The sequence below is a fragment of the Staphylococcus sp. HMSC069E10 genome (genome assembly GCF_001809205.1).
In the GTDB taxonomy this organism is placed as follows: Bacteria; Bacillota; Bacilli; order Staphylococcales; family Staphylococcaceae; genus Staphylococcus; species Staphylococcus hominis.
In genome coordinates this window covers 41,859-64,490 of record NZ_KV796466.1, presented here as the reverse complement: position 1 = coordinate 64,490, position 22,632 = coordinate 41,859, and the positions used below count along the sequence as shown (strand labels likewise).

The 22,632-nt window shown below is 33.2% G+C and carries 20 protein-coding genes and 1 riboswitch; of the genes, 13 read left to right on the top strand and 7 right to left on the bottom strand.

Annotated elements, in window-relative coordinates:
* The first annotated feature begins 43 nt into the window (after nucleotides 1-43).
* Complete coding sequence (locus HMPREF2561_RS00295) at nucleotides 44-1,828, top strand: cation:proton antiporter (RefSeq protein WP_017175040.1); 1,785 nt, start codon at nucleotides 44-46, stop codon at nucleotides 1,826-1,828.
* Nucleotides 1,829-1,881: 53 nt separating this feature from the next.
* On the opposite strand, the gene HMPREF2561_RS00290 is transcribed toward HMPREF2561_RS00295, so the two are convergent.
* The 7 genes from HMPREF2561_RS00290 to HMPREF2561_RS00260 form a co-directional block, all read right to left on the bottom strand.
* The gene (locus HMPREF2561_RS00290) at nucleotides 1,882-3,846 is read right to left on the bottom strand and encodes a fructose-bisphosphatase class III (protein WP_017175039.1); all 1,965 of its coding nucleotides are present in this window, start codon (nucleotides 3,844-3,846) and stop codon (nucleotides 1,882-1,884) included.
* Nucleotides 3,847-3,991: 145 nt separating this feature from the next.
* Nucleotides 3,992-4,603, bottom strand: coding sequence for an undecaprenyl phosphate transporter UptA (locus HMPREF2561_RS00285; RefSeq protein ID WP_002448460.1), 612 nt, complete (start codon nucleotides 4,601-4,603; stop codon nucleotides 3,992-3,994).
* Nucleotides 4,604-4,720: 117 nt separating this feature from the next.
* A complete protein-coding gene (locus HMPREF2561_RS00280) occupies nucleotides 4,721-5,719 on the bottom strand; it encodes a ThiF family adenylyltransferase (protein WP_048681941.1) in 999 nt (332 codons plus the stop codon).
* Nucleotides 5,719-6,486 (bottom strand): thiazole synthase, encoded by a 768-nt coding sequence (locus HMPREF2561_RS00275; RefSeq protein ID WP_019834971.1) that lies wholly within the window; start codon nucleotides 6,484-6,486, stop codon nucleotides 5,719-5,721. Before HMPREF2561_RS00275 ends, HMPREF2561_RS00280 begins: the two co-directional genes overlap by 1 nt.
* Before the next feature lies 1 nt (nucleotide 6,487).
* Nucleotides 6,488-6,688, bottom strand: a complete 201-nt coding sequence (thiS, locus tag HMPREF2561_RS00270; protein WP_017175036.1) for a sulfur carrier protein ThiS — start codon at nucleotides 6,686-6,688, stop codon at nucleotides 6,488-6,490.
* The gene (thiO, locus tag HMPREF2561_RS00265) at nucleotides 6,672-7,787 is read right to left on the bottom strand and encodes a glycine oxidase ThiO (protein WP_048762224.1); all 1,116 of its coding nucleotides are present in this window, start codon (nucleotides 7,785-7,787) and stop codon (nucleotides 6,672-6,674) included. The genes thiS and thiO overlap by 17 nt, the downstream gene beginning before the upstream one ends.
* On the bottom strand, nucleotides 7,780-8,370 hold the full coding sequence (locus HMPREF2561_RS00260) for a thiamine phosphate synthase (protein WP_019834974.1): 591 nt from the start codon (nucleotides 8,368-8,370) through the stop codon (nucleotides 7,780-7,782). The genes thiO and HMPREF2561_RS00260 overlap by 8 nt, the downstream gene beginning before the upstream one ends.
* Before the next feature lie 68 nt (nucleotides 8,371-8,438).
* A riboswitch (TPP riboswitch) is annotated at nucleotides 8,439-8,548 on the bottom strand.
* Between the two features lie 347 nt (nucleotides 8,549-8,895).
* Here HMPREF2561_RS00260 and HMPREF2561_RS00255 point away from each other — a divergent pair.
* The 12 genes from HMPREF2561_RS00255 to HMPREF2561_RS00200 all read left to right on the top strand — a co-directional run bounded on the left by HMPREF2561_RS00255 (nucleotide 8,896) and on the right by HMPREF2561_RS00200 (nucleotide 22,601).
* Nucleotides 8,896-10,176 carry a pyruvate MFS transporter gene (locus tag HMPREF2561_RS00255; protein ID WP_048679550.1) on the top strand — a complete coding sequence of 427 codons (1,281 nt, stop codon included), beginning with the start codon at nucleotides 8,896-8,898 and terminating at the stop codon, nucleotides 10,174-10,176.
* 177 nt (nucleotides 10,177-10,353) lie between these two features.
* A complete protein-coding gene (locus HMPREF2561_RS00250; protein ID WP_002448351.1) occupies nucleotides 10,354-10,638 on the top strand; it encodes a putative quinol monooxygenase in 285 nt (94 codons plus the stop codon).
* A gap of 95 nt (nucleotides 10,639-10,733) precedes the next feature.
* Nucleotides 10,734-12,671, top strand: coding sequence for an FUSC family protein (locus HMPREF2561_RS00245; RefSeq protein WP_176743826.1), 1,938 nt, complete (start codon nucleotides 10,734-10,736; stop codon nucleotides 12,669-12,671).
* A 72-nt stretch (nucleotides 12,672-12,743) separates the two neighbouring features.
* Nucleotides 12,744-13,157, top strand: a complete 414-nt coding sequence (locus HMPREF2561_RS00240; RefSeq protein WP_048683330.1) for a DUF2188 domain-containing protein — start codon at nucleotides 12,744-12,746, stop codon at nucleotides 13,155-13,157.
* 155 nt (nucleotides 13,158-13,312) lie between these two features.
* Nucleotides 13,313-14,014, top strand: a complete 702-nt coding sequence (locus HMPREF2561_RS00235; RefSeq protein ID WP_048762219.1) for a GTP pyrophosphokinase — start codon at nucleotides 13,313-13,315, stop codon at nucleotides 14,012-14,014.
* A gap of 123 nt (nucleotides 14,015-14,137) precedes the next feature.
* Nucleotides 14,138-15,013: an alpha/beta fold hydrolase gene (locus tag HMPREF2561_RS00230; RefSeq protein ID WP_049413694.1), complete on the top strand. Its 876-nt coding sequence runs from the start codon at nucleotides 14,138-14,140 to the stop codon at nucleotides 15,011-15,013.
* A 91-nt stretch (nucleotides 15,014-15,104) separates the two neighbouring features.
* Complete coding sequence (locus tag HMPREF2561_RS00225) at nucleotides 15,105-15,827, top strand: MerR family transcriptional regulator (RefSeq protein ID WP_070468219.1); 723 nt, start codon at nucleotides 15,105-15,107, stop codon at nucleotides 15,825-15,827.
* Between the two features lie 117 nt (nucleotides 15,828-15,944).
* Entirely contained in the window at nucleotides 15,945-16,625 is a 681-nt protein-coding gene (locus HMPREF2561_RS00220) for a GntR family transcriptional regulator (RefSeq protein ID WP_049434387.1), read from the top strand.
* A gap of 22 nt (nucleotides 16,626-16,647) precedes the next feature.
* The gene (gntK, locus tag HMPREF2561_RS00215) at nucleotides 16,648-18,186 is read left to right on the top strand and encodes a gluconokinase (RefSeq protein WP_070468217.1); all 1,539 of its coding nucleotides are present in this window, start codon (nucleotides 16,648-16,650) and stop codon (nucleotides 18,184-18,186) included.
* Between the two features lie 43 nt (nucleotides 18,187-18,229).
* The gene (locus HMPREF2561_RS00210; protein ID WP_070468215.1) at nucleotides 18,230-19,585 is read left to right on the top strand and encodes a gluconate:H+ symporter; all 1,356 of its coding nucleotides are present in this window, start codon (nucleotides 18,230-18,232) and stop codon (nucleotides 19,583-19,585) included.
* A 157-nt stretch (nucleotides 19,586-19,742) separates the two neighbouring features.
* Entirely contained in the window at nucleotides 19,743-20,609 is an 867-nt protein-coding gene (galU, locus tag HMPREF2561_RS00205) for a UTP--glucose-1-phosphate uridylyltransferase GalU (protein ID WP_048680479.1), read from the top strand.
* Nucleotides 20,610-20,993: 384 nt separating this feature from the next.
* The gene (locus HMPREF2561_RS00200) at nucleotides 20,994-22,601 is read left to right on the top strand and encodes a hypothetical protein (protein ID WP_049379292.1); all 1,608 of its coding nucleotides are present in this window, start codon (nucleotides 20,994-20,996) and stop codon (nucleotides 22,599-22,601) included.
* The last annotated feature ends 31 nt before the right edge of the window (nucleotides 22,602-22,632 follow it).

The following is a 22,632-nucleotide window of genomic DNA, read 5'->3' as shown; positions in this document are numbered from 1 at the left end:
AGGATATTGCAATATATTCAATTTAAATAAGGAAGGTGTAGATATGTTATTTGATTTACCTGTAATGCTAGTTATTGTATTATTTCTTGCATTAGGTATCTTCAGTCAATGGTTAGCAAATCGAATTAAATGGCCTTCGATTGTAGTAATGTCGATTGTTGGTTTATTAGTGGGACCCATATTAGGACTAGCAAATCCTGAGCATACGCTAGGTTCAGAGGTATTTAGTCCAATTGTATCTCTTGCGGTAGCAATCATATTATTTGAAGGAAGTAGTAATTTAGATTTTAGAGAATTAAAAGGCATTTCTAAGGCGGTTATACGTATTATTACGCTAGGCGCCACAATTGCATGGGTGCTTGGCGCCATTGCCTTACATAAAATTTTAGGTTTTCCTATTTCTATCGCTATTGTTATGGGAGGATTACTTCTTATTACTGGACCAACAGTGATTCAGCCACTGTTAAAACAAGCCAAAGTTAGAAACAGTGTAGATACTGTCTTACGTTGGGAAAGTATTATACTTGATCCACTTGGTCCAATACTAGCATTAGCTGCATTTTATGTGTATCAAATAATTGGACAAGGTTTTGGTTTCCAATTACTCTTTATATTTATTTTTAAAATGTTGGTTGTAGCATTAATTGGTTTTGGTGCTTCATTCTTCTTCAATTGGCTCATCCAACGCGATGTCATACCACAAAATTTAATGCCTTCTATTCAGTTGGTGTTTATATTGCTCGTGTTTAGTATCTGTGACCAAATTCTCGATGAATCTGGTTTACTGGCAGTAACTATTTTTGGATTAATGATGGCACGTTATAAACGACATGATTTAATTTATAAAGAGTCAGATCATTTTATTGAAAATATGTCTTCCATTCTAGTTTCAACGGTGTTTATTTTAATCACATCATCATTAACACCATCTGTATTGATGAATGTATTATCATGGAAGCTTGTGATTTTCTCACTTGTCATGATTGTGTTAGTACGTCCAATTGCTGTTTTATTATCTACAATCGGTACTGAAATCACTAAAAAAGAGCGTGCGCTTGTAGGCATGATGGCACCAAGAGGGATTGTTGTACTAACTGTAGCACAATTTTTCGGTGGATTATTCTTAAATGATAATATGAAAATGGCATCTTATATTACACCGGTAACATTTGGTTTAGTATTTATTACCGTAGTTATATATGGTTTTAGCTTTACACCAATAAGTAAAATGCTTGGTTTAGCAAGTACTGAACCTCCAGGTGTCATTTTAGTAGGTGAGAGCGAATTCTCTTATCACTTAGGTACACAGTTACAATCGCATGGTATTCCAGTTATGGTGTTTAACTTGTTTAGTAACACTTCTGATAAAGCTGAAGAACTCGGTTTTGAAATTTTTAAAGGAAATTTATTATCAAGTAGTGATCGTATGTATGCAGACTTAATTCGCTATAACAAATGCTTATTAATGACTAAATCATTTATTTTTAATAGTCTTGCATTTAATGAGTTAGTTCCAGAATTTGGATTAAATAATGTAAATATGATGCCAGTATCATTTACAGATGATCAAGCACGTAATAATTTAAATGGACCGCTTCGTAATCATATTTTATTTGATGAAAAGCACAGTCCAAGATGGTTTGACAATGTGATTACTAATCAAAATATTGTCGAAGTTCCAGCTTCTTCATATCATGATATTACAGATAAAGATATGATTATTTATCACATTAGTGACGATAAAGAAGCAACATTCCATAGGAGTACAAAATCAATGGATGAATATGATAATGGAACATATGGTATTTTAAGAAACGTATATCAATAATAAAAGCGCCCGGCGACCGTTCATTTGAAATGTCGCCGGGCATTATTATAGGTTTATTTTAAATATCTGTCGTGCATTAATAATTTTAACATGCGAATTTGTTCCATAATGTCTTTACCGACATTCGTATCTCTAATTTTTTTACGTTGTAATTCTTCATCAACGACACGTCGTACTGATAGTTCATCAGCACCATCAGATAAGACATTCTCTTTAGAATCAAAGAATTGGTGTGCTACAAGTTGCATACCAAATGAATTGTAAAGTAATGTGTAACCTGCGATACCTGTAGTAGATTGATATGCTTTTGAGAATCCACCATCAATGACTAACATCTTACCATTGGCTTTAATAGGATCTTCGCCATCGATTTCTTTTACTGGTGTATGTCCATTGATAATACGACCTTCATCAGGATTAAGTCCGAAATCTTTTAGCATTTTGCGAATCATATCTACATCTTCACGTAAGTAATAATACGGGTTTTTCGGTTCTTTATGAGACGCTTTATCTTCAATGAAGTAGCGCTCAAATGTAGTCATGGCACGTTTACCAAATAAAGAACTATATTTACCTGTCCATAAATACCATACAAGATCCGTAGATAAATCATCTGTTTTCTCTTTGTCGCTAAATGCTAAGCGTACGTGACGTTCAAAGACATCTAATAAATCACGGCCTTTATGTTTTACACCTTCAATTTCAAAAGCTTCCATTTCACCATGATCATCTACAGGAATGCAACCATGAATAAGAAGATTACCATTATAAGGGAGGTATAATTTACCTTTTTGCATTAGAAAGGCCATATGACGTTTTAATTTTTCAGATTGTTGGAAAGACAGTAATAATTTATTAACAACATCTTCTTCTTCTGGTAATAATGTTGCAGGATCTTTAGGATCCACAGTACTAAAGCAAGTATCTTTTAAAGGATACGTTTTACCATAAATTGTAATTTCGTTTGTATCATAATTTATTTTTTCTAAAACTAAACGGTCTTCCATTTCAAAACTTGGTCGACGTTTAATAATTGGCATTTCAAGCTTAAATTGAATCATTGCAATGGCTTGGTGAATCTTAGTGATTTGTGCTTCTTCGTGTTTAGATAAGCCCACTTTTTTATCCGGACGTTTTTTCGGTTTGAACGCTGGGTTATCACCATCGTAATGTTTTTCAGCTAAAGTGAGGAGGGGCCTTAAATTAATACCATATGCATCTTCAATAATATCTAAGTTATCGTAGCGTGCACATATACGTAGTAAATTGGCTAAACACACTTTAGAACCTGCATAAGCTCCAATCCAAAGTACATCATGATTACCCCATTGAATATCAACAGAATGGTAGTCAATTAATGTATCCATAATTTTGTCAGGTTCTGGACCACGATCGTAGATATCACCCACAACATGAAGATGATCGACGACAAGACGTTGGATGGTATACGATAATCCAATAATTAAATCATCTGATTGCTCAAGCTCGATAACTTGATTTAAGAGTGTTTCATAATACGATTTTTTATTATTAAATTCGTTATTTTTATAAAGCAACTCTTCAACGATATATGTATACTCTGAAGGTAAGGCTTTACGTAGTTTTGAACGCGTATATTTTGAAGAACAATACGTGATTAAATCAATCAAACGTTCGATTGTTAAGATATACCATTCATTTAACTCACGTTTTGAATTAAAGTCATTCTTAATGAGCTTTAATTTTTCTTCTGGATAATACACTAGCGCAGCTAAATCATCTATTTCTTTTTGGGATATATTACCTGCAAAGATATCGTTAATTTTAGCACGGACATTACCAGAGCCATTTCTTAATACGTGTTGGAACGATTTATATTCACCATGAAGATCGCTGACGAAGTGTTCAGTACCTTTTGGTAATTCTAAAACGGATTCTAGATTAATAATTTCTGTTGCAAGTTTTTCAGGACTATCAAATTGCTGAGATAGTAAATCTAAATACTTTTTCTTTAATTCACTTTCCGTAGATTGAGACATTTGATTTCACTCCTGTATGGGAAATTTATTAAATAGTAAGCTGAGTAATAAAACCGCTTACATAAATTATCGTTAAAAAGCATCACTTTTTCAACAGTGATGCTTAAATTGTTGTAAATTTAATTTGAAAGTAAAAGTAATGTACTTATTTAGCGTTATTTTTTTTGAAGAATAGACGATAGAGTACATATAGAATAATAATGATAAGAATCACATACATAAAGTAAGAATAGGTATGAATACCAGACATTAATACGTCGAAACTATCGCTAAGAAGACGACCAAGTAAAATTAAGGCAAAGTTCCAAATCGTTGTACCTAGTAATGATAACATCGTAAATGTTGCAACGTTCATTTTATTGATACCTGCTGGAATAGTGATTAATACACGTAAAACAGGAATGAAACGACATAATAGCACTGCCCACGCACCATAACGTTTAAACCAGTCGTTAGCACGTTTCACATCATTTCCTTTAAGTTTGAACCATTTACCATATTTATCAACAAATCGATAAATACTTTCTTCTTTAATTAAACGACATAAATAATACAAAATAAGTAAACCAATAAATGAAGCGATTGTTGAAATAATAAATAAAACTAAAATTGAAAGACCTGATTTAACTGACATTAAACCTGCAAATGTTAATATAATTTCAGAAGGAACAACAGGTAAGACATTTTCTAATAAAATAAGAATAAAAATGGCTGCATAGCCCCATTGGCCTATAAAATTGGTAATAATTTGTTCCATTATAAAATTAAAAATCCTCCGTTATTAAACATTACTCGAATAAAAAATTCATAGTAAATTCATTATATAGGAATTTACTATGAATTGCTTGTTATAACATTATATGGATTGTACAACTTATTTTAAGGCCTTTAAATATTGATGATACAATTGTTCTGCTTCATTATCATCTTCAACGCCATAAACATTCATTCTACCATCTTTGAATAAGGTGATTTCATAATTACCGTCTTTAATTAGTTTTGCAAATGAGGTTGATTTTACAATATCACCTGGGAAATGTTCAGCATAGTCAAAAGCAGTAGGTTGATATCTAAATAAATAGGTTTTTCCACATAAGCTTTCAATCTTCTGTTGTTGTTTCGTTTCTAATAATTCGTAATGAGCTTTACCACATACGTCACATTCAGCATCTTTTAAAACATCGATATTCATTGCTTTATAATCAATGTTAAATGCATCAAGAGTAATTAACTTATGAGAAAATCCATGACCAGATAAATAACGAATCGCTTCTGTGACCTCATAGCTTGCTACTTGTGTAATCACAGGTGGTAATACGCCGTTAATAGCACAACTCTCTGCACTGGTTGGAATTTGTTTTAATAAACATTTCAAACAAGGTCCTTTGAAATCAATGCCGTAAACGGTACCTTTACTGCCTACAGCAGCACCATACACCCACGGAATATGATGTTTGTGACAGGCTTCATTAATAAGATAACGAATTTTGAAATGATCCATACCATCAATGACAATATCAGGATTGACGGCTTTTAAAATATCCTCAATAGTTGTAGAGTCAATTTCTTGATAATAAGTTTGAACATTTACATTTGAATTAATGTGTTCAATCTTTTGTTTAACTGCGTGAACTTTAGGGACCATATGATGAGCATCATCTTCAGTATAGAGTGCTTGGCGATGTAAATTAGATAATTCAACGATATCCATATCGACAATGGCTAAATGATGTGCACCCATACGTGCTAAAAGCTCCGCAACGTGACTTCCTAACGCGCCTGCACCAAGTATTAAAATGGTTGCATTGGAGAGGGCAGTTTGGCCATCCTCTCCAAATGCATGGTAACGCAATTGACGGTTATAGCGTTGCATTATAAGAATCCTAAACCTTCAGTAGGGCTTGATGCTTGGGCTGTATATTTTACTGGAATACGTCCTGATTCATATGAGAGACGACCTGCATGAATACCAAGTTTCATTGCTTCAGCCATTTTAACAGGGTCTTTTGCACCTGAAACTGCAGTGTTTAAAAGAATAGCATCAGCGCCTAATTCCATCGCATGACACGCATCTTTTGGTGAACCAATACCAGCATCCACAATAACGGGAACATTTGAATTTTTAATAATGTAACTTAAATTAAGTTGGTTATTAATACCACGTCCAGTACCAATTGGAGAAGCAAGTGGCATGACAGCATGAACACCTAATTCTTCTAAACGTTTCGCTAATACGACATCATTAGAAATGTAAGGACATACGATATAACCTTTTTCTAATAACACTTTACATGCTTCATATGTTTCAAATGGATCAGGTAACAATGTTTCATCGTCACCAATCACTTCGACTTTAATCATGTCACATACGCCAGCATGTTTTGCAATTTCAGCGATACGAATCGCTTCTTCAGCAGTTTTAGCGCCGGCTGTATTTGGAAAAGTAATAAAGTCTTTAAGATTAATATTTGCTAATGGATTAGGTAAGTTTTTATCATATAAATTCATACGTCTTACAGCAAAAGTCAGCACATTCGCTTCTGCTGCTTCAATCGCTTTTGTTTGCGTAGCTTCATCTTCAAATTTTCCTGTACCTAATAATAAACGAGATTTAATTTCTAATGGTCCAATGTTAAACATTTTATCCGCCTCCAACAAATTCTAATAATTCTAATCGATCATCTTCACGTACTGTATGTTGATCGTAGTCTTCTTGTTTAATTAAAGTTTTATTATGTTCGACAATGACACGTTTAGGATCTAATTCAAGAGATTCAAGTACAGATGTAATAGATTGTTCTGAATCAAAATTGAATGTGTCCCCATTAATGATACACTTCATGATTTAACCTCCTTGAAGCACTAAATGATTCATATCGACGCGGTTTAACACCGGTGAGTATCCAATTGGCGATATCACGACCAATAATAGGCGAAAGTAAAATACCGTTACGATAATGACCAGAAATCACATATAAATCTTCATCAATACGGTCCATTATCGGTATTTCTCCTTCAGTATATGGACGGACACCAGACCATTGTTTAATGACTTTGCCGTGTGCGAGTTCTGGTATACGTTCATTTGCAAAGTGGTGTAACCAAGAGATACCATCGTCTGTATTACCAACTGAATAGTTATCAAACTCGCTTGTGGCACCAATTAAGAAACGATTTGGATATTTTGGTACGATGTAACAGCCATTGGTCATAAATACGGTTTCTTTTAAATCCAAATGATCATTTTCAATCAGTAAGACTTCACCTTTTACACCGACTACATCTCTAGGTAATGAGTATTGATTTAATAATTTAGATGTCCATGCGCCCGCTGCCACAATGACTTTCTTAGCTTGTAATGTGCCTTGTGACGTTTCAACATCGTAGTACCCATTTTGGCGATGAACAGATTGTACCTCTGTATTAAAATATCGCTTAATTTGACGTTGCTTTAAAGCTGTAAATAAAGCTTTAGTGTAGTGATTGGCATTAATTTGTCCATCTTGTGGAATGTAAATAGCCATTTCACTTGATGTTACTGTACCATTCGTTAAATGAGTAAGTTCCTCATCTGAAAGAACAATGACGCTAGAATCTAAACCGCTTAAAAATTGATACTGCTTTTCTAAACTTTCAACATCTTCAGGACGATTAGCCACTTTAATTAATCCTGAATTTTGAAACTGAATATCAATACCTGTCTCATCTTCTAAATCTTGACATAATTGTGGAAAGAGACTTCGTGATTCAAGAGCAAGTCTAAATAAATCAGTATCTTCAGTAAATTCATTTTGAGCACCTAACATACCACCTGCTTTATATGATGCGTGTTTACCTGGCACGTCACGATCGATAAGTGCAATGTCAAGGTGAGATTGGCTTAATTGTCGCGCAATAGACATGCCAATCACGCCCGAACCTATGATTAAAACATCATGCATCTTTCAACCACTCCTTTCGCAACAGTTCAATTTGTTGTAAAGATGCGTTCATAAAAAAAGAAATCGCACAAATTCCTTTAAAACCATGAGGTAATTGAGGAATCGTTTTTTCAGTGATACCTCCAATGGCATAAATTGGAATAGGAATCTCTAGCACACGTTGAATCTCTGCTTTTGATCGAGGCAATTGATTAGGTTTTGAAGGTGTCTTAAAAATGTGTCCAAAAAAAACATAATCAAGATCGTGTTCATAAGCTGCTTTAACAGATTCAATTGAATGTGTAGACATACTCACTTCAATCTCTGGATGTATGGATTTATAGCTAAATGCATCTTCATCCATTTCTCGAAAATGAATATGAGAGAGATGAAGTTGTTCAAGTAAATGTACATCACTATGAATAATGATTTTTGATTTATGAAATCCTTTTTCTATAAGTGTTTTTAAAAATGAAGACAAGTCACTTGATGACATGGGAGTACGAAACAATAACCCATCTATTCCATCCGAGATATCAAGAAAATGTTGTACATCATCATTGGTTAAATCTTTATATTTCGTTATCGCTATAAAAATGAACATCACTCCTTAGTAAACAAAAAAACGCTATTTCCCTGTAGTAGGGAAATAGCGTTTTGCTTAACTTTATGATATCCTAGTCGCCACTTTCCTACGCCAGTACAAACTGGATCAGGTTCCAGGAATTATAAAGTTCGTTCTTTACTCTCAGCCTTAAACAAAGGCACTTCCAGTGGATCGTTTATTCAGTTGTGTTTAAAATAAACATCAGCATTTTTGCTTCATTTTTATTCTACAACCTTTTTTAATAGAGTTCAAATGCAAAAACAAATTAGATTTATAGCAATATACTTTTTAATCAGGAAAACACGTTTTACATAGCCATGTATAAATTAAATAAAAAATATTCAAAAAGTAATTGTAAACGTTTACAAAAACTGTTAATATTATAAAAAATATATCAGAAAGCCTATGAGATGAGGCTCGAAAGGCGGTTGGAAACAACAGGGAAAGACGTGATTGGGAGTTTTCATTGTCAACGTATAAGTAGAATCAACACAATTTTAAAGGGAAGCAGGAAAAATAATTATGGTACAAAGACAAAAGAAAAGTAAGGTTCGTTGGTATTTCGCTATCGCATTCTTTATTATTGGGGTTATTGCATATATGGATAGATCTAATATCTCATTTATTGCACCTCAAATGATGGAAGATCTTCACATGACAAAGCAACAATTTGGTTTATTAGCTTCATTCTTCTCACTGGGTTATGCATTGATGCAAGTCCCTTCAGGTATGTTAGCAGAGAAGTTTGGTCCGCGTAAGATGATTTCAATCGCATTATTATGGTGGAGTGCATTTACAATTTTAACGGGAATGATTAAACATCATGGTCTATTATATTTAGTACGTTTCTTATTTGGTATCGGAGAAGCGCCAATGTATCCATCTAATGCAGTATTCAATTCAACTTGGTTTGCTAAAGATGAAAAAGGGAGAGCATCGAGTGCGTTGTTAGCAGGATCATATTTCGGTCCAGTATTAGCACCAGTAGTTACCATCGCAATTGTTAATGTATTTAACTGGCAAGCTGTATTCTATATTTTCGGTGCGGTTGGTATTGTGATTGCAGCACTTTGGGCAATTATTGCAAAAGATTTACCAGAGCAACATCGCATGGTCAATGAAGCAGAAAAACAGTATATCATGCAACATCGTGATTTAGTAGAAACAACTAAATCCGTAGCACCTTGGAATCAATTTTTTAAACGCATGAGTTTCTATGCCATTGCAGGGCAATATTTCGTAGTTCAATTTGTTATTGCTCTATTCTTAATTTGGTTACCTACTTATTTAACTGAGCAATATCATGTACAATTTAAAGATATGACAATTAGTGCTTTACCATGGTTTATTATGTTTATTTTAATTTTATCTGCGGGTGCGATTTCAGATAAAATTTTGCATAGCGGTCAAAGTCGTTTTGTAGCGAGAGGGTTAATTGCAATTGTTGGATTTATCGTATTTGCTATCTCCATCTTCTTTGCAGTTCATACACAAAACTTATATGTGACCATCTTTTGGTTATCACTTGGCTTAGGTGGTATGGGTATTTCAATGGGAATGAGTTGGGCAGCAGCAAATGACATTGGACGTAACTTTGCTGGTACAGTATCGGGTTGGATGAACTTATGGGGAAATATTGGTGCGTTAATCAGTCCGTTTTTAGCAGGTGCATTAGTATCATCACTTGGCTGGACAATGACATTCCAATTATTAATTATTCCAGCGGTGATTGCAGCTGTATTATGGTTCTTCGTGACACCAGACAAACCATTAATTAAAGACGAAAGCAGACATATTAAATAATATTTATACATTATCTACAAAAGTAAAAGCTTGGGACATCATCAGTTGTCTCAGGCATTTTTAATATATTGACTATCGATGACTGAATTGAAAATCAATGTTACCGCGCTTCTTCCTACTGTTTTCTTTTTATAATATCCGGGTAAAACGTTATAATTATATTTGGAAGGTGATTATATGATTATTATTAATGCGAAACTTAAAATTAAAGAAGATGTGCGTAATGACTATTTAGATTTAATGAACAAATTAGTTCAAAGTTCACGTCAAGAACCGGGTAATACATTTTATGCTCATTATGAAGATGTAGCAGAACACAACACATTCGTTGTTGTTGAAAATTATAAAGACCAAGAAGCGGTTCAAGCACATAACCATTCAGATCATTTCAAAGCATTTAGTGAAAATATAGGAAAATATGTCGCTGAAGAACCTGTCATTGATGTAGCAGAAACAAAATAATAACTAAACTTGCCTTGTCTAAGTGATATTTGTGCTTAGGCAAGGCGTTTTTCATGTTATGATAAGATGTATGAAAAATGAAAGGAAAGATAGTAGTGGGACATGTGATTGCTTCATTAATAAGGTTTGATAAGCCTAAAATTAATCTATGGAAAGGTATACGCCAAGGATTATTAATGATTATCCCAACATTGATAGGGTATTTACTAGGACATTTTAGTTTTGGTCTACTCGTAGCAACTGGAACTTTGGCACATACTTATGTATTTAAAGGTTCAGCACAATCCATGTTAAGAACAGTCATTATTTGTACGTTATCCTTTACCATTTGTATGATGCTTGGAACATTAACTGTCAATCAGCCAGTTCTGTACGGCGTATTATTATTAATCGTTACTGTCATTCCATTCTATGTATTTAATGTGTTAAAAATTGCGGGTCCTTCATCCACATTCTTTTTAGTTACATTTTGCTTATCCAGTAACTTACCTGACGCTCCAGAACAAGCACCGATTCGTGGCTTAGCGATTTTTATTGGAGGAATGTTAGCGACATTAGTCGTCATTTTAACTATTGTATTCCAAAAACAAAAAGCTGAAGATCGAGCGATTACCTCTGACTTTCAGACGATTAATAATTTAATGCATCACTTTAATGATGCTGAAAAATTTAAAGACATTTCACAAGACACAGTAACGAAATTTAAAAATTCAGAGAAACTATTGATTACATCGACTACTGCGATGAGTGAAAAGTTAAGTTCTCGCTTTGAAAAGTTATTGCTTCTTCATACATCAGCCCAAGGAATTTATGCCGAGTTACTTGAACTAAATGAAAAAAATATTCGTCCCATCCCTCAAGAATTGATTGAGATGATGGATATGATTACAAGAAATGCCTATAAATTATCTTCAAAACGAGAAAAATGGACTAAAAAAGTCGATGTGGATGAACCATTTGAAAGTTTGATGCAACACATACTTAAAATAGACGAAATTGCACAATTACAACCAGAACAAATAGAATCTGAAGCGAGTATTCGTAAGCCATTATATAGTAAACGTATCGTTCAAAACTTAACACTCGATTCCATTATTTTCCGCAATGCATTAACGTATGCTGTTATTATGGGCGCAGCTATTTTTGTCTCGTTATTTTTCAATATCCAACGTTCATATTGGATTCCATTATCCGCCCATACAGTATTATTAGGATTAACGACGATTCGGATGTTAGACCGTTCATTAGCACGTGGTCTTGGAACAATTGTAGGGACTTTACTTCTATCAGCCATACTCTTTTTCCAACCTCATTTAATTGTCGCAGTCATTTTAATGGGGCTGTCTGCTATGATGACAGAAGGATTTGTCGCAGCAAATTATGCGTTTGCAGTTATTTTTATTACAACACAAGTCATCCTGTTAAATGGTTTAGCCTCTGGTAATTTATCCATTGATATTGCGTATACACGAATTGTTGACGTATTGATTGGGATTGTGATTGCGGTCATTGGTATTTTAATCATTAATCGAAAAAATGCTTCAACCATGTTACCTACTGTGATTGCAGAAGTGGTACGTAAAGAAGCGGTTATTTTCCAATATTTATTTTCAGAAAATAAATACCAAGATACAGCACGTGATAGAACAGAAAGTTTATCATTATCTGTGAAAATGAATAACATGACACAAGTGTACAATTCAGCCAATGGCGAATTATTCTCGAATAAAGAGGCCATTCGTTATTATTATCCAAGTATGTTTGCCTTAGAAGAAATTAGCTTTATGTTAATGCGTGCAATGCAAGACAAACAACGTCAACGCATTTCAGATAAACAAATGGGAGAATATCTTGTCACATTTGAAAATGTAGCAAAACACTTTGAATTGCGCGGTAGTCTTAATGAAAAAGAATTGACGGATTTACCACAGTATAATTATTTAAAATCGGCCTTAATGAAGTTACAAGATAATTGTGTAGCAACACGTAAAGACGTTGATCATACAAATCATCAGAAAACGGTGGACGCTTAATATCAATGTATGACGTTTCATTATAGCGTAGGGTGGTAAAGCTTACTAAACACTATAGAGGAGCGTGACATCATGCCTTGGACAATGAATGATTATCCACAAACTTGGAAACATTTAGATGAATTAGAGCGTAAAAAAGCAATTGATATTGCAAATGCGATGTTAAAAGACGGCTACAAAGAGGGAGACGCTATTCCTATTGCAACAAAACAAGCAGAAGAATGGTACAAAGATGCCAGTAAAGAAGAATTAGAAGAATTAAAACATAAACATATTACTCAACATCAAAAAGATCCATCAGCACGACCTGAACTTAATGATGAAGATGTTCATGTATATTATGAAGATCATGAATGGAAAGTCAAAACAGAAGATGCAAAACAAGCGTCTGATACATTTAGTACTAAAAAAGAAGCAAAACAACGTGCTAAAGAAATTGCTGATAATCGTGATACACAAGTGATTGAACATAAAAAAGATGAATAATGTATAAAGTCCGAATAGCAATTAAACCTGCTATTCGGCTTTTTTTATGACTAAATGACTCAGACTAAATGAGTAGCGTAAAGTCTAGGTTATCATTTTTAGTTCACTTAAGAGTTAGATATAATATACAGTGATGATTAAAGGAGGCAACAAATATGTACGTAGAGAGAAAACCATCATTGTACATTGAAGAGTTACGCAGTGAATTCAAAGAAAATATTAATAAGTTTAAGAATGGAGATGAAGCATTCGATAAACTCGTGGGTTTCGTAGAACTCGATCATTTATACTCTTCTGCATTAAAAGAGATTAGTACAAAATTAGATATTTTAGATGACAATTTTAATCATATTTACAAACATAATCCAATTCATCATATGGAACGTCGCGTCAAAGAAATGACGAGTTTAGTTAAAAAATTGCAACGTAAAGGTTTAACTATAGATGCAGAAACAGCGAAAGCCAATATTTTAGATATCGCTGGTATCCGTGTGGTGTGTAATTATCTTGAAGATATTTATGTGATTGAGAAGTTATTATTAAAACAAGAGGACGTTAAATTACTTAAACGTAAAGATTATATTGAACATCCAAAAGAAAATGGTTATCGCAGTCTTCATATAGTCGTGTCGATTCCAGTTTTTCTAGCCGATAGAGTAGAGGCTACACCAGTAGAAATTCAAATTCGAACAATAGGTATGGACATGTGGGCAAGTTTAGAACATAAAATTCGTTATAAAAATAATACCAATACTGAGGACTATAAAGATAAACTTAAAGAATGTGCAGTAGAAATCTCAGATGTCGAAGCAAAAATGCAAACCATTCACTCAGACATTCAAGATAAAGATAAATAATTTAGTCATATAGCGAAACGATAGAAACGTATAGCTATTGTTTCGCTTTTTTATGTAAGATAAAATGATATATTTTTATGATAAAATAAATGAATAGTAATATATATTTTTTGGAGTTTTAAAATGATTGAGCAGAATTTTAAGTCACAACGATATGAACTAAAACAATTTAAGGGTGAACACATTGAAGTCGCATTTGCCGGAAATAGGGATGCAGATAAAACCATCGTATTTATACATGGAGCAATGATGACATATCGCATTATGTTGTTGTTTGAACCTTATTTTAGAGACAACAACCTGATTTTTGTTAATTGTCCAAGTAGAGGCGAAAGCTCTAACATTGTAAGAGAACAACATACGTTAGATGATTATTCTGAGCGTATCAATGATGTGCTTTCACAAGTTATAGAAACATACGGTATTAAAAATTTAGTTATCATAGGTTATTCTATGGGAGGGATGATTGGCACACGCTTATTAAAATTTAATACTTTACCTATTTCACATCTAGTTTATTTAAATAGCGCCGCACGTATTACACCAAATCAAAGCATGTTGTCACGTTTATTTACTTCAAATAGTAAAAGAGATCATTTTAAAGATGAGATGATTGCTTTTAAAAATTTACCGCAATATATTTTGAAAAAATCTTTTCATAACAAAAATAATAGCATTCGTAATTTATTTTCATATATTGCACCCATTAAAACGATTATTACAGATATCATTTATTCTACAAACGCAGATTACCTTCCAGATATAGAAGAAATAGAACAATTTCCTAAACTTTTATTTATTTCAGGTGAAGATGACGAAATCATTCCTTACACGGATTCACAAGAAACAATGAAAATGTATAAAAAATATGGCGGTGAAGTAAATGAAGTCATATATTCTGGTATCGGACATATCGACTTTCCTGCTGTCTTGGATAATCTGCCTAATGGCACAATAGGTATTATTGACCACATTAAACAGTGGATTCAAGAAGAATGAGACCTCCGGCAGACTTCATAAGCAAATGTTAAAATAATACTTGCTTATGACGTAGCGTCATTAGCTATGTTAACAGTAGGAGGTGAATGATATGTCACACTATACGATTGGAGAATTGGCAAAACAGAGTAAAGTCACGATTCGAACATTACAATATTACGATCGAAGAGGATTACTTATAGCTCATCGACAAACTGACTCTAATCGCAGATATTATACTGACGAACATGTAAAGCAGCTTGAACTGATTTTAGTATTAAAACAATTAGGATGTACGTTAGATGAAATAAAGACATTACTTGATGAAGATACAAATATGAACACGTTTAAAACATTACTTTCATTGAGAAAAGATGCGTTACATTCAAAAGTAGAGATGTACAGTCATACGTTAAATCAAATTGAAAAAGTCGAAACATACATTTCTGAACAGTCAAGTGCGCCTATAAACCATCTTACTGACATAGATGACGCTATGAAACAAGAATATAAAATAGCATACTTTAGAAAAAAGATTTGGATAAGTGCTGGAATCTTAGGGATCATACAATATAGTGGTTTACTATTAAGTCTATTAGAACGTTCAATTAAGCCATTGATTGTTATATTCCCCATCTTAATCACATATGCCATTGCGCTGACAGCAATATATTTAAAAAAAGTGTTATATCTATGTCCGAATTGCCAGCATACATTTAAACCTACATTAGGTGCCTTCGTGAAAGCGAAACATACACCTAAAACAAGACAATTAACATGTCCCAACTGCCATCAAACACATTATTGTATCGAAGTATATCAAAACGAATCGTAATAAACACCTGGCTTATCATGAGCTAGGTGTTTTAAATTACAAAAAAGTAAGCGCTTGCAAAATTTGAAATGGTGTATTACTATACTTGTATACAAGTTAACGTATTGAGGTGAAAAGATGGAACAGCATTATCCGAAACAATGGAAAAACAGAATGACTACAGGGGAAAGTATCGCTGCGGAACTCAGGTTTCAGATTGTTAACAGTACACTTGAACCCGATACATTACTAACTGAAAATCAAGTGGCTAAACAATTCGATGTGAGTCGCTCTCCAGTTAGAGATGCATTTAAATTGCTGCAAACGAATCAACTCATTCACCTCGAGCGCATGGGTGCAAGGGTTCTTGAATTTGGTGAACAAGAAAAGAAAGAATTATATGATTTAAGATTAATGCTTGAATCCTTTGCATTTTCAAAATTAAAGCATATGGATAGAAAAAAAGTGATTAAAGAAATGAAAAAACATTTAGAAATGATGAAAGTCGCTGTTCAATTTGAAGATGCTGAATCATTTACGCAACACGATCTTCAATTTCATGAAGCATTGATTCATGCCTCTCGACATCATTATCTTCAAACATTTTGGAATCATTTGAAACCCATTGTAGAAGTGCTTGTATTATGTTCAATGAGAGAGCGAATGAGAACAAATAAAGAAGATTTTGATAGAATACACCGTAATCATTCGATATTTATAGAAGCGGTAGAACGTTATGATACGGATACGTTAAGAGAAGCGTTTCATTTAAACTTTGACGATGTAGGTAAGGATATTGAAAGCTTTTGGTTACAATAAATAGAAGGAAGAAGGAATACATATGAAATACATGATTGGAGTAGATATTGGAACAACAAGTACAAAGTCAGTACTTTATGATGAACAAGGTCAATTTATTACAAAGCATAATATTGGCTATCCATTACATACGCCAAATGTTGATGTTTCAGAAGAAAATCCTGATGAATTATTCGATGCCGTATTAATGACAGTCAAACATGTGATTCGCGAATATGGGGTGCATAAAGAAGATATTAAACTCATTTCTTTTAGTGCGCAAATGCATAGCTTAATTGCATTAGATAGCCAACACGAGCGTTTAACTGAAAGCATGATTTGGGCGGATAACCGTGCGAATCAATATGCTGACTTGATAAATGAACAATATGAGGGGCATGACATTTATAAACGCACAGGTACACCCATTCATCCTATGTCACCACTCTCTAAAATCTTTTGGATGAAACATGAACAACCAGATATTTATCAAAATACTGCAATGTTTGCGGATATTAAAACATATATTTTCTATCAACTTTATGGAGAATACGTGATTGATCACTCTATGGCTTCAGCAACAGGTATGTTTAACTTACAGCAATTAGACTGGGATCAAGAAGCACTTGAATTACTCGGTATTTCAGCCTCTCAATTGCCTCAACTTGTACCAACGACCCATATTTTAAAAGGGATGAAAAAACGTTATGCCACATTGATGGGCATCGATGAAAATACGCCGGTTGTAGTTGGCGCAAGTGATGGCGTGTTATCAAATTTAGGCGTCAATAGTTATAAAAAAGGGGAAGTTGCAGTCACAATTGGGACATCAGGTGCGATTCGTACAGTTATTGATAAGCCGCGTACAGATTATAAAGGTCGCATTTTCTGTTATGTCTTAGATGAAGACCATTATGTGATTGGTGGACCGGTCAACAACGGGGGTGTCATTCTTCGATGGTTAAGAGATGAATTACTCGCCAGTGAAGTTGAAACAGCTAAACGCTTGGGAGTGGATCCTTACGATGTGCTTACTAAAATAGCGAGTCGTGTTAAGCCAGGTGCAGATGGCTTAATTTTCCATCCGTATCTTGCAGGAGAACGTGCACCCTTATGGAATGCGAATGCGCGTGGTTCATTCTTTGGCTTAACATTGTCACATCAAAAAGAACACATGATACGCGCTGCACTTGAAGGGGTGTTGTATAACCTTTATACCGTTTATTTAGCACTTATCGAAGTAATGAATGAAACACCAAATACGATTAAAGCAACAGGTGGCTTTGCGAAAAGTGAAGTATGGCGTCAAATGATGGCAGATATTTTTGATACGGATGTCATCGTACCAGAAAGTTATGAAAGTTCTTGTCTAGGTGCGTGTGTCCTTGGTTTAAAAGCATTGGGAGATATTGAAGATTATTCAATTATCGAAAATATGGTTGGTACGACTTATGCACATCAACCGAACCAAGATACAGTAAATATGTATCAACAACTTGTAACGATATTCATAAACTTAAGCCGTACACTCGAAGATCGCTATGAAGAAATTGCAGATTTTCAACGTAAACATATGAATTAATCGACGTATTTAAATAAATGAAACATTAAAGGGGAGAAGACAAATGGGAACAATATGGACACTAGCAAGTGTGGTTATTGGAATCGTATTACTATTAACATTGATTATTTTCTTAAAACTCAACACATTTATTTCATTAATTATTACATCTATTGTAACGGCCATCTTATTAGGTATGCCTTTAAATAAAGTAATGGAAACGATAGAAGCAGGTATGGGCGGCACCCTAGGTCATATTGCACTGATTTTTGGATTAGGCGCAATACTTGGTAAATTACTGGCAGATGGTGGAGGTGCCAACCGTATTGCGGATACACTGATTGATAAATTTGGACAAAAACATGTTCAATGGGCAATGTTGATTGCAGCTTTCATCGTTGGTATTGCATTATTCTTTGAAGTAGGATTAGTATTACTCATTCCACTTGTTTTTACAATTGCTAAACGTGCGAAAGTGTCACCACTGAAACTAGGATTACCTATGGTAACAGCATTATCTGTGACACATGGTTTTTTACCACCACATCCTGGTCCAGTAGTTATAGCAAAAGAATTAAAAGCGAATATTGGACATGTGTTACTATATGGGATTATTATTGCCATTCCAGTGACACTCATTGCAGGTCCAATCTTTAATAAATTTGCACAAAAACTCATCCCATCAGCTTATACACGTGAAGGGGATATTTCAGCACTTGGTTCACAAAAAGAATTTAAAGAATCTGAAATGCCAAGTTTTGGTTTAAGTATTCTCACTGCTGTATTACCTGTGATTTTAATGTTATTATCAACGGTTGTTCAATTAGTGACTGGACATGAAAATGCTAAAAATCTGTTTGAACAAATCATTTACTTTATCGGTACAGCAGGTACAGCGATGTTAATTTCAGTCATCTTTGCTATTTTTTCAATGGGCTTACATAGAGGAAGAAAAATGGATGACATTATGAAATCTGTAACGAATGCTATTTACCCAATTGGGATGATGATTTTAATTATTGGTGGTGGCGGTACATTTAAACAAGTTCTCATTGATGGCGGTGTAGGGGATACGATTGCTAAGCTATTCGAAGGTTCAACTATGTCACCTATCTTACTAGCATGGATTGTCGCTGCAGTATTACGTATTGCACTAGGTTCAGCAACAGTCGCAGCAATTTCAACAACAGGTATCGTCTTACCATTATTACAACATTCAGATGCCAATGTGGCACTTGTCGTACTTGCTATTGGCGCAGGGAGCGTTATCTTATCACACGTTAACGATGCTGGATTTTGGATGTTTAAAGAATATTTCGGATTGACTGTGAAAGAAACATTCTTAACTTGGTCATTACTTGAAACCATCATTTCAGTATCGGGCATCATCTTTATCTTATTCATTAGTTTATTTGTATAACTTATCAAAGAAGTGAGAGAGAAATCATTGAATTTCAATCTTGCTTCTTATTTTTTATATCATGGAAGAATACAGTCAATCGCTATGAATGACAATAAAAGAATGATAAACTTACTTATAATATAAAAGACAGAATGCGCAAAGGAGATATTCGAGTTTGAAACAGATAAAGAAAGCCATCATACCTGCGGCTGGTTTAGGGACACGTTTTTTACCAGCGACAAAAGCCATGCCTAAGGAAATGCTTCCTATTTTAGATAAGCCAACGATTCAATATATTGTTGAAGAAGCAGCACGTGCGGGCATTGAAGATATTATTATTGTGACTGGTAAACATAAACGTGCGATTGAAGATCACTTCGATAATCAAAAAGAATTAGAAATGGTCCTTGAAGAAAAAGGTAAAACAGACTTACTAGAAAAAGTACATTATTCTACAGATTTAGCGAATATCTTCTATGTACGCCAAAAAGAACAAAAAGGATTAGGACATGCCATTTATACTGCACGTCAATTCATTGGTAACGAACCATTTGCAGTATTATTAGGCGATGATATCGTAGAGTCTGAAGAGCCAGCGATTAAACAATTAATGAATGTATATGAAGAAACAGGACATTCTGTTATTGGGGTGCAAGAAGTGCCTGAAAATGTAACTCACCGTTATGGCATAATTGATCCATTAGAGAAACAGGGTCGTCGCTATGAGGTGAAACAATTTGTTGAAAAACCTGAACAAGGTACAGCACCTTCTAATTTAGCGATTATGGGACGTTATATTTTAACGCCAGAAATTTTCGATTATTTAAAAACACAAAAAGAAGGCGCCGGTAATGAGATTCAATTAACCGACGCGATTGAACGTATGAATAGTGCTGTTCCAGTGTATGCATATGACTTTGATGGTGATCGTTATGATGTTGGAGAAAAATTAGGATTCGTTAAAACGACAATAGAATATGCGTTAAAAGATCCTAAAATGAAAGAAGAACTTGTAACTTTTATTAAACATTTAGGATTATAATAATTAAAGTGCCTAAGACATTGAAGAACAAGTGGTTATTCTTCAATCTTCTTAGACACTTCAATCTCATCAAAACTAAACCTAAAAACAGGACACACCCTATTTTCCGCTAAGGCGTGCCCTGATTAGAGAAGATATAAATTGTCGACAAACACTTCTCTAATCATAAATCCTCAACATCCCAGAAAATTTTTTTCTGAGAAACTTTTCCTCAGCGTCTTAGGACTTCTCCTAAGACATTTTTATTATATAATATAAAATTTGAATATCATAGATGTTGCAATAGCAATAATTCGACTAATAATAGCACTTTTAGGGAAAATTAATGTATATTTTAAATAGTAAGTATTAAAATAATTTAATTTTGTAATTAGGTGAATAAATATGTGGTTTACTCTAGACAAAGATGAAAAAGCAAAATATAAAAATTTAATAACTAATTTTGCTAGTCTAAGTGAAGCTTTTTCTCAAAAAAGTGAAGATATTAATACAACAGTTGCTCCTATAGTGAATTCAAAATTTCAAGAAACAGTTTTTCAAAAATCATTTGGAGCTGTTGGTGAAGATATCGCAAACACTTCATATGATGCTTCATTATTGATTGACGAAAATAAAAAATATTTAATTGGTATTAAATCATTTGGATTATATTCAGGAGATCAAAAAATAGCTCAATTTAAAAAAAATAGTCAAATTGATAATTGGGGAAATATATTAAATAAAATAACTGTGAATGCCAAAAATTCTGAAACAAAAGAACAAGCAAATGAGAAAAATAAACAATTATATAAAAAATTAGCTTTTAAAATAGCAACTTTAAGAAATAAAAGAATTAAATCATCTAAAGAACAAATAAAAGGATTTAAAGGAACTGATGTAGAAGTAGAATCTGTATATCATGTATTGATGCCATCTAAAAAAGGTGAAAAACCTCAAATACATGTTGGAGAAACTTCCTATAATTTCATAAACTTAGAGAAGTTAGAAATTATAGGTGCTACAAGTTTAAAAAATCCTACAAATTTTAAATTTAAAGATGATAAGCATGAATACAAATATACTTCAGCAGATAGTCAATTACTTATGACTTTTAATAATAGAGAAATTATAGTAGAGTCTTGGGACGTGAACTATATAGAAGATCCATTTGAGGTTTTTGAGCAATTAAATAGACAAAAAGATAATAATGATTATTTTAGTCAACTGCTAGAAGATGAAATTGAGGACTCTGTATCTTGGATAATTTATAATAAAAATGGAAGAGTTGAAGAAAGTTCTGGTTTTAATGGTTTTAATGGTGGTTTTAAATTAGGTAAATCTAATAATAATAGAGAAAAAAGAATAAAAAATATAATAAGTAAATATAAAGATCATGTTAATATACAAAAGTTAGATTATATTGAGAATGAATTAAAAACACTTTTATTAAATGAATGGAAATCTAAAGATAAAAAAGAAGAAATGAGAAATATCCGTAATAATTTAATGGAATATGTTGAAAACATTGGAAATAAAAATTTAGAAAAAGAAATAGAGAAAACAATTTTTAGACCAATAAGTGAAATGTATATTCCCATTCCTAATTCTAGAACATTTCACAATCAAAAACCTGATTTTTTTGGTAAAGACATTGGTAAGTTTAAAGAGAATTCAAATAAATTATTACTACCAAAGGAAAAAAGAATTTTCAACTTAGAATTTATATCTTCAAAAAATATTATAAAAGCTTATATAAATCAAGATAATGGTAAAAGTATACAATCTTACAAAGATCAACAGATACTTGGTGAATGGATTTTAAGAGGAGTATTTCAACTTGAACCTAGAGAAGTATTAACTAAGCAAAAATTAATTGAAGTTGGTATTAATGGAATAAGGTTGTATAAATTTAAAGATTATAAAAGAGGAATTGGAATAGAATTTATTTGGATTGATGAAAATAATCCGCCATTAGATTCGATTGGTTGGGTATCTGAAAATAGATTAAAATAGAACGTAAGTACGCATTTAGAAGTTAATGTTA